Source organism: Pseudoalteromonas sp. MMG012 (assembly GCF_018100875.1).
Lineage (GTDB): Bacteria > Pseudomonadota > Gammaproteobacteria > Enterobacterales > Alteromonadaceae > Pseudoalteromonas > Pseudoalteromonas aurantia.
Genome location: NZ_JAGJEF010000014.1, coordinates 1 through 15,770 on the forward strand (window position 1 = coordinate 1; position 15,770 = coordinate 15,770).

Sequence of the window (15,770 nt, forward strand, 5' to 3'; positions counted from 1 at the left end):
TTTTAGTAGGCTCATGCGATAGAGCTTTAAATGCCAGCTTGGATATGTTAGGTTATTGAAACTAAGCAAGGGGGGATGTCAGAAGAGCGATATGAAGATCGTGTTTTTGACCTATGTATGGGCTATAAGTCATAAGCCGTCTTAGCTTAGGAAATGATAAAGCGTACATTTTGACTTTATATTATTGATTTTTGCTCTGTACTAAGCGTTCTAGTACTGCTATTGAGTATAAATATATTTGCTCTGACTGCTCGGTATGACCGCCCATTGCCGTAGATATTTTAAATGTTTCTCGCATATCATTAAGTAAGTCATGCTTTTGGTTAGGGTCTTCGTTCATAGATGTTGGCGCGCCTATTGACATCATTTGACCTGTGCCAATAAAGCCCCCGTCATATAGCTCTTTGGAGAGTGAGCGCATATCTTTAGCTGTAATACTGTGCACATCATACTTATTGGCAATTTCTTGCCATTTTCCTTGTGCTTGCCTACCAGCATCACTAATTGAAACTTGATCAGATTTACCAGCCGATGTTGTTGTTTGACTACTTGCTGCAATTGGCTTCTGAGATTGTGTTGTATATGAGTGGTTTACATAACTGGTTTGATTGACAATCATTGGTAACTCCTTCCGTGCGAGTGTTTTCAAGACATTATCAAGTGATAATACAAGCAATTTAGGTGCTATCATTACATAATCTTAACAAATGGGCATATATTGAAGCATTGAGTGCTGTTTGATGAGTATGCCAGACAAGATATCTTGATATCGCAACTTTAGAGGGGAGTTATTATTAAGCTTTGAGTCTGTTGGGGTTTGTTGATGAGGAGGGAAAAAGTACCGACAGCTTTGCTATCGATACTTGTCCATGTGAACACTTAAATTAGTTGAACACTATCTGCGTAGTTCGAGCTAATTTAACTAGACTGGATCTGAGTCGTCAATAAGTTCATTGATACATGTTTTTACTGCCATTCGCGTGGCTTTTTTTCCTTCAAAATAGACTGTAAACTCATCTAAAGTGACATCGCTACTAGTGTCAGAGTCCATTGCAGTGAAAGTACCTGTTTTATGTGTTGTCATTGCTGATGTGATTTCTGATAAGCTGAGACCACCGTTAACATCAGTATCTAATGCTGAAAATTTATCTTCAGGTGATGCGAATTTATCGACATCCGGTACCGTTATGCTGTTGTCTCCACTGGCATCTTTAGCGTCTTGAACACATTGTACAATAGCAGCAGCATAAGTTGATAAATCTGTTTGGTTGCGCTTTTTAGCCAAAAATTCGCTTAACTCAATTTCAGAGCTCGTATCGGTATCTGCTTTATCAAGTTTTTTCTGTGCGCGACTATCAATGTTTGCAAGTAGCTCATCCAAAGTAATGGTGGTACTTTCGTCTACATCGATGCGTGCAAACATAATTTCAGGGGCTTTCTTTTTACTTTTTCCACCTTTACGTGCGTCTACAGGGTTACTGAGCGTAAGCGCGGTTAATGCAGTGCCGATTAATGCGATATTGATGATTGAAAGGTTCATAGTCATTCTCTTTTTAGTAGATTCAAAGGTTACAACGGTTAAGTCAGTGAATGGTTGACAAAGTTACCGTAAAAAAACTGTTTATTTTTAACTTTATGAAATAAAAGCAATTTTATTTTTCGGAACGCATCTACCAATTATCTCGTGTTCGTTAAATCTAAAATGAAGGGTAAATGTGCAAAAAATGTGACTCAGTTTGTCAACCATCAAATTTCTGATACGTTTAATAGAATGAGGACCAGTAATGTGTAGGTGGCAATATTCATAAAGCAACAGAGTTGGCGGTGGCTAAAGGAAATAATGGTGATTGCAAATATGGGTGAAACACCTAGCCAGATGTCGTTAAATAGCTTTCTAATGGTGGTTGAGAAAAAAGCGTATAACATGGCGCTTATCTCTTTGGCAAATCATGCTGAAGCGCTAGATATTGTGCAAGATGCGATGTTAAAGTTTGCTACTCATTATCACTGTAAACCACAAGAGCAGTGGAAACCGCTGTTTTACCGCATAGTACAAAATTTAATTATGGATTGGCATAGGAAGCAAAAGGTGCGTCGAATTATGACTTTTTGGCGTGAAGAAGACGGGACGCCGGAACCTTGGCTGGCTTCACTTGCCGATTGCCCTGAGCAAAGTGCACAGCAGAAACAACAGAGTGAATATGTGCTGGCAATGTTAAATGAGTTACCAGTGAAGCAGCAGCAGTGCTTTTTATTGCGCGCTTGGGAAGGGTTATCGGTTAAAGAGACGGCTCAGATAATGAAGTGTTCGCAAGGAACAATTAAGACCCACTTCTCTAGAGCGAGTGCAAAACTGAAAGTAGGTATTGAGGTAGGAAATGAGTGATAGGCCATTAGCACAGCATGAACAACAGATATGCAATGTGTTGGATCAGAAACTAAATGATACTGATAGCTTGACAGCATCTCAACTCGCAAAGGTGCGACTAAAAGCTATCGAAGCAAGCACTGATGTACAGCACCAGCCAATGAAGGTTCAATTAAAGTATGCTTCGGCATTTGCGATTGTACTGATGATTGGAGGGGGATTTTTATCTAATTTGTTAATAGAGTCGCCGATGGCAGTCACGAGTATCCCAACAGCAATGTTACACGCAAATGATATGCTGCCATCGGAGGATATTGCCATGTTAGAAGATATCGAATTTGTGCAATGGTTAGCAAATAGTGACTATGAGCTATAAAATAGCATGGGTAGTGATGTTAAGCGCTTCCAGCTTACTGAGTGCGAATGAAATTAATGAGCACAAGGTTACTGAATTGAAAAAGCAAGATACTGGCGCCGTATCTAAAGGCGCTATTTCGGTAGAATTTTTACTATATTTATCTGATTTAACACTAGTTAATGGTGATATCGTTGGGCCTTTAGATATGACAAAAGTGCAGGAAGCCGATACGCATGAAAATACAGAGAAACGCGTTGAAGCAGAGAGTAAACAGCCATTGAAAGTAAAGGAGGAGGTAAAATGAGAATCATTTTTTTGGTCTTTTTAGCTGTTTTTTTTACCTGTATGAGTGTGGATGCACAGCAAAGCTGGGAGACTTTGAGTAAAGCGCACAAGCAAGTGTTGGTTAATGTTAAGGAGCAATGGGCTGAGCTGGATACTGGCAAACAGCAGCAGCTTATGAGAGGTGCTGACCGTTGGTTAAGTATGAATGAACAGCAACGCACAAGTAGTACTAAACAATTTGAACAGTGGCGAAGCTTGCCTAAAGAACAACAACAAAAACTGCAAATTCAATATGATAAATTCAAAAAATTGCCAGCCACGCAACAAAAAAAGCTACGCGATGTGCATAAAAAGTTTAATAAGTTGCCAAAAGCACAGCAGCGTGCGCTTCGAGATAAGTTTCGACAAACGAAGCAGAGAAAGCAAAGAGCAATACAGCGAAAACGTATAAGAAAAGGCGGGGGCTGACATACCAACAGGGAATGACACTAAAACTGATAGCCAAGGCCCATAGACAAATCATTACCAGAGGTATCAGTTGAAAAATCTTGGCTGAATGACACATCCATTGTCCAAAACTCACCCAGCAGCAACATAGTGTAAAAACGTGCTTGTCCGTAGCTATCAGTACTCAGGTGATCAGTAATGCCAATGTTTGTTCTTGAATTAGTTCGACGTGTATTGCCTTGACGTATTGGGTTGGTGTTTAGCGCGGTTATACTATTGTCTTTGACTAGTTGGTGCCAACTGACCTGAATACCATAGATAAGTGCGTTATGTTGACTCAATGTAGCATAGCGAGACGCATCAAGCGCGATAGAGGCGAACGTTGTGTCAATTTCTTGAATGGTACGTGCGCTTCGAGTTTTGGGGAGAGTTATAGATTCATCACTTTCCCATTTATTGCTTTGTATTGTTGTGGATACATTGTAATAAAAAGATCCCATTTCTGTACCCCAGCCAAGGGTACCTGTGTAACTATAAGCGCGGTTTTTTTGTTCCAAAGCGCTGAACTTGCGCGCCGTATTCTGTATCTGAACATTATCTTGCCAGTGATCGTAAAAAACAGACCCATACCAGGCATCATCGAAATAGTAAGTAAGGGCAATGCCATATGTATCAACCTCAATATCTGCTTGGAGAGATTCAGTGATCTGGGTATCTTGTGCCCATAAACCGTAATTGAACGAGATGGTATGTTTTGCTGTGACGTCAAATGAGGCAAGTGCATTCACGCCAATAGGGTCAAAATCAACATGTTGTTGGCGAAATGGTATCGTGTGCTTTACTTGTGAAGCGCTAAGATAAATATCACTTGCAAGTCCTTGTTGTATATTAAATAAAAAAATGGTGAGCGTGAGATAAATCCATACTTTAATTATTGGCATTTACGTTCTGTATTTTCTTATTGAGTAATGAATATTAGCGGAGTTTGAAAAAATGCTGAAGTTTTTGTTATATATATCGCTTAATGTTCGCATGTTTGGCGTGTTAAATGCTAGTGTGTTGGCTATTAGTACAAGGAATGACGTATGTCTTAGCATTGTTTTTTGGTTATTCGCCGTAAAATCATTGTTTGGTGTTGAGTCATACAACTTTTTACAGTTTTATGCGTGACCAGTCCCTGTTCTTTGTATAACTTTCAGTTTTTATATTTAATGAGCTTTTTATGTCTTCCAATAAAATTAATTTGTCACTGGTTCTGTCGGCTTCTGCGTTGGCTGTTGTTGTGTATGGTACGTTTTTTAAACAAGGAGCCTCGGAGGTTAGCGTTATAAATGCAGCGTCCGATCATGAAAACACTCAGCAATGGGGGACAGGGTCTGACAATGATGATGTTGATACGGAAATATTGGAACTACGTCGTTATATTTTAGATTTGGAAGAGCGCATAAATAATATTCAGTATAGTCAAAAAGAGACAGGCATTGTCGCAGGTGTATCTGGGAACTTTGCTGACGCGGTATTAGAAGTATTGGAAAATAAAGAGCAAAAAGAACGTGAAAAACTTCGTGAGCAAAACCCGATGTATGGGTTCTACGAAGATTTACCAGAAGATTATGAAATCAGAATTAAAACAGATCCAGAGTATGCGCGACAAGTTGGTAAGGATCTCAAACGACAGATCATCGATGAGAACTTACCGGTTATGGATAGACTTGCAGCTATGAGCCAGTTACAGATGACAATGTTTATGCTTAATAAGACGGAAATGCCAGAATATGATTATGAAGCTGTTGATGCTATTTTGAAAATTAGTAAAAACAGCAGTGATGATAAAGTTAAAATTCAAGCACTTGAGGTGGTCGCACATACACCTGTTGCTGATCCAAGGGTGTCGGATAGCTTTGTCACTATGTTAGAGAAAGAACAAAATGATTATATCAGAAGTATGGCAGCGGAAGGGCTTGTGGCTCAATATTATAAAGCGCAAAGCAAACAGCCTGAATACAGTAAGAAAGTAGCGGAAGATATTTTAGCACTTTATGACAATGCGCCTGATGCGAAATTGAAACAGTTATTAGAAAGCATTATAGGCGATGAGAGAATGCTTGAAGAATTAAGAAATTCAGCTAACCCATAATGTTTGCTTAAGCTCTGTTGCACAGCATAACATCATGTAATATTACATGATGTTATGCTCACATTACTTGATCAGGTAAGTACAAATAGCTTTCTTTGTTTAATGTCCAAGCGAGATCTTTTGACGTTTTGGTTGAGCATGTTTTTTGCTTCAATACATCGCTTTGTTTAATACTATCAAAAGAAAAAAGTTGTATTGAAATGAGTGGCATGCCACCAATACATTCGCAAACAAACACCAAGTATGCTGATTTAAAGTCTTTTTTTTGCTCCGCTTTACTCATTCGTAGTGTTTCTTTTTCTATACTATGAATAATGGCGGGGGCGAAGGCGAGTTCTTGACCTGAGACATTAATTCCTAACAGTGTTTCAAATAATTTCGGGTGGTTATTTTGACGCAAATCTTGGTGGTTTATTGTCAACTCAATATTTGATGTTTGCACAAAGTAACCCGTTTTATTAATTAACGTTGATAATGCGTGATAATTAAATGCGGAGTATGGCTTTCCTGTTGCAGGGTTCGGTGTTGTCGAAAGTGTTTTCATCATTGCCGAGAATAAACTGACTGCTTTAAAAAATTGCAACTGTACGGCACTCGGTAATGGTTTTCTTGGATCATGATGTGTGGAAAACAAGATATGACCAGTTGCATTAAAGTAAGTATAACGGGGCAGCGTGGTGCAAAGCTGGGTATTGGCTGATGTTTCACGGCTTTTACGGCTAAATAGGCTAAACCATTTCAAAAATAATATGCTCCATCAATTAAAGGCTTAGCCATAAGTGGACTAAGCCTCAAAAAGTATACTTTATGAAGTTGCTATGTTAAATGTTTCAGCACTTTGAGCAACTACATTACCCGACTTATCAAGTACTTCTATAGTAGAAACCGTTGCTTGTGTACCTGACACGGTGAAGTTAATTGAATCAGTACCCCAATTAGCAGCAGTGATCACACCGTCACCATCTGCAAACCTTAACTTTCCAGCCTCTACTGGTAAAAACTGACCTTGGATTTGGTAGGTTGTACCCGTAGAAAGTGCTGAACCAGATTCAATGATGGAGAATGTTTTAGCATCAACGATGTCATTTATTGTCGGTGTTTGTGTCAGCAAGCCACTTAACCAGTTGATTAACTCTAAGTAGTCAGGATCAGAGTTGATGGCATCTAAGTCCCCTGCATATGATTTAATGAACGATGGGGTAACAAACATATAAGTATCTTTATGTAGTGTCCACGTTGTTGAGATTGAAGACTCACTAAAACAAGGACCTAATTTAAGTTGCTGCTTATTTTGCTCGCAATCTGCATAGACGACAATGGCACTCACTATAGGCATACCTAGTAAGTATTCACACACAAAAACGATGTTACCTACTTTACTGCTTGAGTGGCTTTTAGAACCCGATATATTTAGGCCCTCTTTACCAATTGAAGAGACCATGGCTGAGGCAAAGCTCATTTCGCCGGGGCCAGTTGCTAAACCTAGCAGTGATTCGATAAGCTCCTTACTAAAATCAGCACCGAAACTTTTTGTTTCGTATTTTACATCCTCTTCAGTAACATGAACAAAGAGCCCTGAGCCACTAATGATATTTTGTAGGGCTTCGTAGTTATATAGAGAATATGGTTTTTTAGTTGCTGGGTTTTTTGTGGTTGTTATTGCGCGTGACATGCCTGCAAAAAATACAGATACTTCGGCAAACACCTTTTGAACGGACTCAGATAAAGGGGTGCTAGCGTCTATGGTACTAGACATCATGATATTCCCAGTTTCGTTGAAAACATAATATTTCTTTGCTTCAACATTGTTAGGGTTTTTGACTGCTTGCTTTAGAGGGACTGTTTGAGTGTTTGTTGCCATGATACTTCCTTATTATTAAAGTCTACGGATATATAGTTGAACATGAGACAAAATACCACCTAGTTGCATTGGCACATGCCATGCAATTTCGGTTCATTAATTGTTGTTACACAATCATGATTATCTAAGACGACGGTAATCGCTTTGAGCGGGCAAGTACTTGTTCAAAGTTCAATGATGACTAATTAACAACGAGTATAGTAATAATAAGCAAATAATGTAATTACAGTGCATTACAAATAAATAGTAGGGAAAGAATAAGAGGGCGTTTTCTGCAGAGCGGCTGTTGTTACTCTGGAGATTCTGATTCATTGACTACTTCGTGTTGCGCTTCTCTTTCAGCTTTCGAAATATAACGCGGTTTATTGCTTTTATGTAGTTTTGCATTGGCGCGCTTGTCTTTTTTCTTTAGCTTTTCGTATATCTTTTTTTTACGGTTCATTGGTGGCTCCTCAATAACAGCCCGGTATTGTATTGCTAATGCACTCACAATGGAAATAATACGATAAAAATTCTCACTGCTAGTTCCGTTTTTACGTTTTTATGTTTTTATTTTGTGTTTTTTGTTATTTATTTTTTTCTATAAGTTGCTGTAAATTCAAATAATTGCAAATATTAACATGACGGCAGTGTCTTTTCCTGTTGCTGAATTGTGACCTCAGTGTTATGTTTAGTTCCCCTTTCGGGGCTTAATTCTAGGGGAAATAATGAATCATAAAAAAAATATCATTGCAGCAGCCGTGCTTTCTGCAACGTGTGTGGCAAACGCGAACACAGCACCAACACAAGAACTCATAAAAAAAGATCCGCTGACTTACCAACAGTGGCATCTACAAAATACAGGTCAAACTGGTTTTTCATTATCAGCAGGCCAAGTTGGTGAGGATTTAAATGTCGACTTTTCTGACCGCATGGGCATTAAAGGTCGAGGTATTACAGTCTCAGTGATTGATACTGGTGTTGAAATTTCTCACCCAGATCTCGTCAACAATGTTGTAGCCGGTTCTAAAAACTTAATTGATGGTACTAATTCACCAACCGATACCCATGGTCATGGTACTGCTGTTGCGGGTTTAATTGCAGCGGAAGAAGGTAATGGTTTGGGTGGACGAGGTGTTTCACCATATGCAAATTTAGTCGGATTTAACTTTTTAGATGAGCAGTCTATCCAATCTTGGATGGTATCTCATGGACTAAATGAAGATTTCCGTGCGTTAGATCGCTTTACAGATCCACGTGTATTTAACCAAAGCTACGGCAGCACACCGTCAGCACCGGTCAATGGCAAGTTAGAAAACAATCCGCGTTTTGCGTTAGAAGAGCAAGTAATGCAAGATATTACGTTGGACAGCCATTGGGGACGTGGTGCTGTTTATGTAAAATCAGCGGGTAACTCATTCAGAAGTTATTCGACCTACATTCAAGGTACCCGATTCTTAGTATTACCATATGAAAATAACCAGTTTTTCAATAACCAAGGGTTACCATTTCATGACGCCAATATTACTTTAGGTAATACGACCAATTGGAACCTTGTGGTGTCAGCATTAAATGCAGATGGTAAGTTATCGTCATATTCATCGGCCGGTGCGAATGTTTTCTTGTCAGCACCAGGTGGTGAATATGGTCAAGATAAGCCCGCGATGGTGACGGTGGATTTAACCGGTTGTGACAAAGGTGGTAACGTAGCTGGTGCACACAAAAATGTCCTACATGGTGGTTCAGAGCTTGATCCAAATTGTGACTATCGCGGTACTATGAACGGTACATCATCAGCAGCACCAAATACCTCTGGCGCGGTTGCAACGGTCATGTCGGCGAACCCTGCGCTAGATTCTCGTACGGTTCGCCATTTACTCGCTTCTACAGCACGTAAAACTGACCCAACACATAATGGTGTGACCATTAATTTTGAATCGGCAACAGGCGAGCAAGTGAGCTATGATGCGATTCCTGCATGGCAAACAAATGCGGCAGGGTATCACTTTCATAACTTCTATGGCTTAGGGGCAGTCAATGTCGATGATGCTGTTTATAAAGCGTTATTTACAGGTGTGTCTTTACCTAAGTTGCAAACACTTGAGTGGCAGCGACAAGAAGCGAACGTGACTATTCCTGATGCAAGTTTGGCAGGTGCACAGAGCACAACCGTTGTTGAAGAAAATCTAACTGTTGAAGCGGTACAATTGAAACTGAACATTGACCACGAACGTTTACGCGATATTGCGATAGAGTTAACGTCACCATCGGGTACTCGCAGTGTGGTCCTAAGTGCTCGTACCGGTTTCTTAAATGGCACAGATGGCGGGTTTACTGACGCAATTATGCTAAGCCACCATTTTTACGGTGAGCAGTCGCAAGGTAATTGGACAATTAAAGTAATAGATACAGATAAAGGCACAAGTAACACGCTAATTTATAATCAAAACATTGGCTTATTTGAGACAAATAATGCAAATAACAGTGTAGATGGCGTATTAAAAGATTGGTCTTTAAGAATTTATGGTCACTAAGGGGTCGATGCATATGAAACAACTATTAGTAATGGCTGCTTTGACAGCATCTTCAGTGGCAATCGCAAACACTGATGTGACAAATGACGAGCTTGCACAACACCAACTTCAAGATGTCAGTGTTTTATTGGCACAAGGCGGTCAATTTGGCACAGTTAATGGCAAGCAAAGTGTTGAGAAAGGTCAGGTTATCATTGGTGAAAATGGTCTGAGCGCATATGAGGCAACTGGTGAAGTCATTATCGAGTTGGCATCATTTGCTGATGCAGATAAAGTTGCAGCAGCACACGGGCTAACATTGAAGCAAGCCTACAAAACATTTTATGTTGTCACGTCATCAGAGTCTAACCTAACGGCAGTTGTGAATACATTACGTGAGCAAGGTACTGTTATATCAGCTGACTTAGGCTTAATTGACTTGGGTACTAAGGTTAATTAATTCATTAAGAAGGCTCAGAAGCTTGGCTTTTGAGCCTTCTTAATTGTACGCAAGCACTCGTTTAATCGTATTACCTTCTTCACTTTTCTTTATTCGCGTTCGTTCTAACTTAAAAAGTATGTTATTAAAGCGTGTTAGTTGCTCACAACGCCACCACAGTGATAACTTAACTTACGGAGTAATGTTACCTTGGTATCATGCACTTAGATAAGATGTACGTAGATAAGGGTGGCTAGGTAGCAATGGAGTGTGATAATATAAGCCGTGAGTGTTAACGCTAACTGGCAATTAAATAAAACTCAGGTTAGACCCGCGAAACAAAAATAACTGAGTACCTTAATACTCAGCCGATTAGATCAACATGTTTTAATTACTACCCCTGCTGTTTCTAACACCGTTTTTGCATCAGCCCGTTCAATGACTTTTAAAAGGGTTGTTTGAATCGTTTCATCTTTTCTTGCATCTGTTTTACTGGAAAATTTTTGCGCTTGTGGCTGCGCCCCTTCTTCTGCAATAAACTCGACAATGACTTCGTTTGCGCAGTCACTCGATGCGCCATAATAAGCGAGTGAGATTTGTGGGTAGCCTTGAAATCCATTTTTAACTCTTTTAGCGATACGTTTTGTTGATTTATCTAAATTCATAGCGGGTATCCGAAAGTGAGATTTGTGCTGATAATATCATGACCCTAAAGTAACAGCACTCAGTAAAATAGAGTCATCATTTAACGTGAGTCATTTACGAATAGCAAGGAGAAGTTACTAGCTAAGCGAATGGGAAATTTCAGGCATTTACTTTAGTAACATAGCAAGGCTAATCATTCTCAACGAGTATTTTGCTATTTTTCGAAGTTGTTGACATTTTTGGGTCCTTAACGACAAAATAGACTGCAAAGGCTGCACAAATAAAGCCTGCGATACCATAAATGTCGAATGTTTCACCAAATGCTAACCAAGCTTGTAATGCCGTAACTGGCGGGACCAAGTAAAACACTGATGCGACACTTTCAGACTCTCCCTGCTTAACCATATACAACAGCAGTAATATTGCTGTGACCGATAGCACCAAGACCAACCAAGCAAGTGTTGCTATAAATTCGATGGTCCACTGCACTTGCATTGTCTCAAATTGCACCGCCCATGGAATAAATAAGCAGCTTGCAGCAATGTATTGAACCAATGTGGCGCCAACCAAATCGACATTTTTACAAAATCGCTTTTGGTACAAAGTACCCAAAGTGATTCCGGTTAATGCTAATAGACTCATACCGATAGCAAATTGACTCTGTGCAGCATCTTGCCATTGAATGTTGCCTTGTAATACTAAAGTGATCCCGACAAAACCCAGTAATAATCCAGTCTATTGAACAACAGAAAAATGCTTATGTGACAGCACTAATAAAATGATAACGGTGAGAATAGGTTGAATACCGACTAAAAGTGCATTGAGTCCCGCAGGCATACCAAGTGAAATTGCTTGGAAAGAACCTCCTAAGTACATGGCATGGATCAGTAAGCCAACAACACAGCTGTGTAGGAATGCACGTCCTTTAGGAATGTGCCTTTTTAATAGTGCGACTAAGGCAATGAAGAAGATAATATTGATGATCATGCGAATTGACAATAAGGTTGCTGGTTCTGCATAAGCGAGACCAAACCGGGCCCCAATAAAGCCAGAAGCCCACAGTACAATAAACAAAACGGGTATAAATTTAATGAGCATATGAAACAACTGGCTTAAATAATTAACTTATCGTAACTTTAAATGGGCACAGATAAAATAAATAGGCACAGTTTTGAATGATTTTCAGGGTACAGGTAGTAAATTGGGTAACCCTAGTAGCGGTCGGTTTAAGTATCAAAAAGTGGTTGAGTATATTAAAAACTAAATTGTACAGGGAAGTTTATCGTATGGTGAAAAGCTCCCGTCAATTCGGGGGTTAAGCCAATTACTGTGTGTGAGTAAGAATTCCATAATAAAAGCATATGATATGCTGGAAGCATTGGATGTTATATATAGCGTACCGCGATCGGGTTATCGAGTTAAAGAGCTCATTATTGAAGAGGTAGCCAATTTACCGCAGCCAAAAGAAGTCGATTTACTGTCTGTTTCTAAAGAAGTGCTTAAGTACTCTAAGCTCCGTCATAGCATGCCTGCAGGGTCAGCACATCCAAGTAGTGAGTTGCCAGCGGTTCGACAACTTTACGCTGAGATTGGGCGCCATAGTCGTCGCCAAACACACACACCAAGTTATTATCAACTGCCACCAGGGGATGATAACTTACTGAAACAGCTTTATAAAATAACTCAACAACAGGGCATTAACGTTAAGCCGGCAGACATTGTAGTAACCAATGGGGCACAACAAGCTATCAGTTTGGCACTTCGTGCAATCACTGAACCTGGTGATATTGTTGCGATAGAGACCCCATGCTACTTTGGTTTGTTACTAATGCTAGAATCACTCGGCTTGAAAATCTTGGAGATCCCATGTGATACACAACGGAATGGATGTCAGCGCTTTAGAGCGTGCGCTTAAGCAATGGCCTGTCAAGGCCGTGTTAGTAACCCCCAATTTTAGTAACCCGACAGGGTCATTAATGCCGCTTGCACAAAGAAAGCTGCTGCTAAGTGTATGTGGCAATACGCCGATCATTGAAGATGATGTGTTTGGTGAATTGACTTTCTCAGGCTCCTTGCCGAGTTTAAAAATGCTTGATAAGCATAATACGGTGATTTATGTAAGCTCCCTTTCGAAAACACTCGATTCTCGATTGCGCGTAGGGTGGGTCATATCTGCACAATATCAGACTAGCATTAGTAAGCGCTTGATCAGCGAAAGTATGGGAGGCCATAATTTAATTCAGTCCGCAGTGGCTGATTTTTTAGCCAGTGGTAAATACAAACAGCATCTCAAATGTGCAAGAAAACAATATCAAGAAAATTTACACGTATTTTGTACACGTTTAAGACAAGCGTTGGATCATCACCCACTATTGAAGGGTTGCTATCAATTAACGCATCCGCAGGGGTCATTTTTGTGTTGGTTAACATTACCAGTACGAGTGTGTGCTTATCGTGTATATGAAGATGCTTTGCAACACGGCATAAGCATATTACCGGGTCGTTTATTTGCAACAAATCATCAGTTTGAGCATTGTATTCGCTTTAGTTTGGCCAACTTTCATGACACTATACCATGGCGTAAAGCCATTACCGAATTAGCCGCAATTATTGTGAAACAGCTGAAATGAACGGCGATTAATCGCATTGCTGTGTATATTGGATACAATAAATGTTTTTACAGCATCAATGTATTATAAATAACTCAAACAAGAACGTAGAAACGTGCTAAAAATAACAATAATACTCGTATGTTCATCACTCCAAGGAATTCTACTATGATCAAACAAAGCCTACTTGCATTCGCGGTTATTACTGCACTAGCTGGATGCTCCAGTGAACGTAGTCAATCGCAAGCTAGTAATGTAGAAAGTTCGGCAAATCAAGTCGTCAGCAGAGTAAGCGTTGATAAAGTGGTTACGCAATACACCCGTAATTTTATACAACATCAACCAGCACTGGCGACCTCATTGAAATTGACTGATGATCTATATGGTTCATACGCCGACCGATTACCAGACTATTCAGTGGCGGGTATGCAAGCATTACAAATTGATATGAATAAGGCAGCAGAGCAGCTAAAGCAACTTCAGAGTAAAAACTTATCAGATAATGACAGGCTGCATGTCAGTGTTAACGAAGTTATTGCGCGTTATTATGCAGGGGATGCAAAGTTCAGTGGCGGTTACATCGATACATGGGGTGGGCACTTACCTTTTATAATTAATCAGTTAGCAGGCCCTTTGGTTGATATACCCAACATTTTGAAAGACCAGCATGGTGTAGCAACAGCGTCAGATGCAGCAGATTACATTAAGCGCTTATCGGCGTTTGCAATATTGACAGAACAAGTGAGAGAAAAAGTACTTGCGGATGCAAAAAAGGGCATAGTGTTACCTAAACCTTTATTTGAAAACACCTTTGGCTATTTGAATAATTTTACCGCCCCGAACGCGTCTGACCATCCATTAGTGAGTTCATTCGCGACAAAACTTGCAGCTGTTGACTCGATTGATAAACCTGCGCAGCAGGCTTTATTGGCAAAAGCGCAGCACATTGTTGAGCAAGAAATTTACCCGGCATTTAACAAAGTGGTTAAAACAATGCAGGTTCTTGAACTAAAAGCGCCTACAGAGGTGGGTATTTGGGCACAGCCCAATGGTGCGGCTTTTTATCAGCATGAAATTACCTACCTTGCAGATTCGGATATGACTGCAGAGCAAATTCACGACATCGGCTTGCAAGAAGTTGCACGCATTACGCAGCGTATGGATGAAATACTTAAAGAAAATGGTTATAGCAAAGGCTCAGTGAGTGAGCGTATGCAACAGTTAAATGATGAACCACGTTTTTTATATGATGACACAGATGAAGGGCGTGAAAAGTTATTGACTTTCTTACGTGGTGAAATTGAGACTATTAATGCCAAGGCACCAACGTTATTTTCAACTTTACCGCCACAAAAAGTAGAAGTAAGGCGTATCCCGAAAGCGGTAGAAGCGGGCGCTCCTGGTGGCTATTACAATGGCCCGTCACTTGATGGTAGTCGTCCTGGGGTATTTGCAATCAATCTAAAAGATATGAAAGCGGTTCCGAGCTTTGGCATGAAGACGTTAACTTACCATGAAGCTGTACCGGGTCATCACTTTCAAATCGCTCTGAACATGCTGCAAACAGATATTGGTTTAATGCGACAAAATGCATCGTTTAATGGGTATATTGAAGGTTGGGCACTTTACTCTGAGTTAGTTGCCTATGAAATGGGCATGTATGAAAATGACCCTTTTGGTGACTTAGGGCGATTGCAAGCAGAAGCGTATAGAGCAGCGCGCCTAGTTGTTGATACAGGGTTACACTACAAAAAGTGGACTCGCCAGCAATCGATTGAATACTTTGCGCAAGCAACCGGCTCTGCTATGAGCGATGTAACAGCGGCCATTGATCGCTATATTGCTTGGCCAGGACAAGCGTTGGGTTACAAGTTAGGGATGTTAAAGTTTGTTGAGTTACGGAATAAAGCGAAAACGGCATTGGGTAGTCAATTTGACATCAAAGCGTTTCATGATTTAGTGCTATTAAAAGGCGCACGTCCGCTTGCAATTGTAGAAGCTGATGTCGACCAATGGATAAAAACGCTTGGCAATACTTAATACCCAGCGTGAATTTTATTAACGGGGGCTTTGCCCCCATTTTTATTTAAGGAAACCCAGTGAAACGACTTTCTTTATTTGCGTTATCA

17 protein-coding genes and 1 pseudogene are annotated in these 15,770 nt (G+C 40.1%); 9 read left to right on the forward strand and 9 right to left on the reverse strand.

The genetic code is table 11. From position 1 onward, the window contains the following. Positions 1 to 181: 181 nt before the first annotated feature. Both J8L97_RS06980 and J8L97_RS06985 read right to left on the reverse strand, forming a co-directional pair. Positions 182 to 619 (reverse strand): hypothetical protein, encoded by a 438-nt coding sequence (locus tag J8L97_RS06980; protein WP_211048377.1) that lies wholly within the window; start codon positions 617 to 619, stop codon positions 182 to 184. Positions 620 to 922: 303 nt separating this feature from the next. Then, positions 923 to 1,540 carry a hypothetical protein gene (locus J8L97_RS06985; protein ID WP_211048378.1) on the reverse strand — a complete coding sequence of 206 codons (618 nt, stop codon included), beginning with the start codon at positions 1,538 to 1,540 and terminating at the stop codon, positions 923 to 925. 300 nt (positions 1,541 to 1,840) lie between these two features. On the opposite strand from J8L97_RS06985, the gene J8L97_RS06990 reads away from it, so the two are divergent. The 4 genes from J8L97_RS06990 to J8L97_RS07005 are packed head-to-tail and all read left to right on the forward strand — an operon-like array spanning position 1,841 to position 3,479. Further along, on the forward strand, positions 1,841 to 2,386 hold the full coding sequence (locus J8L97_RS06990) for an RNA polymerase sigma factor (RefSeq protein ID WP_211048379.1): 546 nt from the start codon (positions 1,841 to 1,843) through the stop codon (positions 2,384 to 2,386). Next, positions 2,379 to 2,744 (forward strand): hypothetical protein, encoded by a 366-nt coding sequence (locus tag J8L97_RS06995; RefSeq protein WP_211048380.1) that lies wholly within the window; start codon positions 2,379 to 2,381, stop codon positions 2,742 to 2,744. Before J8L97_RS06990 ends, J8L97_RS06995 begins: the two co-directional genes overlap by 8 nt. Beyond that, positions 2,734 to 3,030 (forward strand): hypothetical protein, encoded by a 297-nt coding sequence (locus J8L97_RS07000; protein ID WP_211048381.1) that lies wholly within the window; start codon positions 2,734 to 2,736, stop codon positions 3,028 to 3,030. Before J8L97_RS06995 ends, J8L97_RS07000 begins: the two co-directional genes overlap by 11 nt. Continuing rightward, positions 3,027 to 3,479, forward strand: a complete 453-nt coding sequence (locus J8L97_RS07005; RefSeq protein WP_211048382.1) for a DUF3106 domain-containing protein — start codon at positions 3,027 to 3,029, stop codon at positions 3,477 to 3,479. The genes J8L97_RS07000 and J8L97_RS07005 overlap by 4 nt, the downstream gene beginning before the upstream one ends. 20 nt (positions 3,480 to 3,499) lie before the next feature. Here J8L97_RS07005 and J8L97_RS07010 read toward each other — a convergent pair whose 3' ends face one another. Beyond that, a complete protein-coding gene (locus J8L97_RS07010) occupies positions 3,500 to 4,399 on the reverse strand; it encodes a hypothetical protein (protein WP_211048383.1) in 900 nt (299 codons plus the stop codon). Positions 4,400 to 4,680: 281 nt separating this feature from the next. Here J8L97_RS07010 and J8L97_RS07015 point away from each other — a divergent pair, with 281 nt between their 5' ends. Further along, on the forward strand, positions 4,681 to 5,595 hold the full coding sequence (locus J8L97_RS07015) for a hypothetical protein (RefSeq protein ID WP_211048384.1): 915 nt from the start codon (positions 4,681 to 4,683) through the stop codon (positions 5,593 to 5,595). Between the two features lie 58 nt (positions 5,596 to 5,653). On the opposite strand, the gene J8L97_RS07020 is transcribed toward J8L97_RS07015, so the two are convergent. The 3 genes from J8L97_RS07020 to J8L97_RS07030 all read right to left on the reverse strand — a co-directional run bounded on the left by J8L97_RS07020 (position 5,654) and on the right by J8L97_RS07030 (position 7,898). Next, positions 5,654 to 6,337 carry a hypothetical protein gene (locus J8L97_RS07020; RefSeq protein ID WP_210995157.1) on the reverse strand — a complete coding sequence of 228 codons (684 nt, stop codon included), beginning with the start codon at positions 6,335 to 6,337 and terminating at the stop codon, positions 5,654 to 5,656. Positions 6,338 to 6,400: 63 nt separating this feature from the next. After that, entirely contained in the window at positions 6,401 to 7,456 is a 1,056-nt protein-coding gene (locus tag J8L97_RS07025) for a hypothetical protein (RefSeq protein ID WP_211048385.1), read from the reverse strand. A 289-nt stretch (positions 7,457 to 7,745) separates the two neighbouring features. After that, the gene (locus J8L97_RS07030) at positions 7,746 to 7,898 is read right to left on the reverse strand and encodes a DUF2986 domain-containing protein (RefSeq protein WP_192509696.1); all 153 of its coding nucleotides are present in this window, start codon (positions 7,896 to 7,898) and stop codon (positions 7,746 to 7,748) included. A gap of 265 nt (positions 7,899 to 8,163) precedes the next feature. Between J8L97_RS07030 and J8L97_RS07035 the strand changes: the two genes are divergently transcribed. Both J8L97_RS07035 and J8L97_RS07040 read left to right on the forward strand, forming a co-directional pair. Further along, on the forward strand, positions 8,164 to 9,969 hold the full coding sequence (locus J8L97_RS07035; RefSeq protein WP_211048386.1) for a S8 family peptidase: 1,806 nt from the start codon (positions 8,164 to 8,166) through the stop codon (positions 9,967 to 9,969). Positions 9,970 to 9,982: 13 nt separating this feature from the next. After that, the gene (locus J8L97_RS07040; RefSeq protein ID WP_211048387.1) at positions 9,983 to 10,408 is read left to right on the forward strand and encodes a hypothetical protein; all 426 of its coding nucleotides are present in this window, start codon (positions 9,983 to 9,985) and stop codon (positions 10,406 to 10,408) included. 356 nt (positions 10,409 to 10,764) lie between these two features. On the opposite strand, the gene J8L97_RS07045 is transcribed toward J8L97_RS07040, so the two are convergent. From J8L97_RS07045 to J8L97_RS07055, 3 genes are all read right to left on the reverse strand, one after another. Next, positions 10,765 to 11,052, reverse strand: coding sequence for a hypothetical protein (locus J8L97_RS07045; RefSeq protein WP_192509699.1), 288 nt, complete (start codon positions 11,050 to 11,052; stop codon positions 10,765 to 10,767). Between the two features lie 169 nt (positions 11,053 to 11,221). Then, a complete protein-coding gene (locus tag J8L97_RS07050) occupies positions 11,222 to 11,674 on the reverse strand; it encodes a DMT family transporter (RefSeq protein ID WP_211048388.1) in 453 nt (150 codons plus the stop codon). Between the two features lie 93 nt (positions 11,675 to 11,767). Beyond that, on the reverse strand, positions 11,768 to 12,130 hold the full coding sequence (locus J8L97_RS07055; RefSeq protein ID WP_211048389.1) for an EamA family transporter: 363 nt from the start codon (positions 12,128 to 12,130) through the stop codon (positions 11,768 to 11,770). A 208-nt stretch (positions 12,131 to 12,338) separates the two neighbouring features. Here J8L97_RS07055 and J8L97_RS24050 point away from each other — a divergent pair. Beyond that, a pseudogene (locus J8L97_RS24050) lies at positions 12,339 to 13,662 on the forward strand (PLP-dependent aminotransferase family protein). Positions 13,663 to 13,809: 147 nt separating this feature from the next. Beyond that, positions 13,810 to 15,681 (forward strand): DUF885 family protein, encoded by a 1,872-nt coding sequence (locus J8L97_RS07070; RefSeq protein WP_211048391.1) that lies wholly within the window; start codon positions 13,810 to 13,812, stop codon positions 15,679 to 15,681. The last annotated feature ends 89 nt before the right edge of the window (positions 15,682 to 15,770 follow it).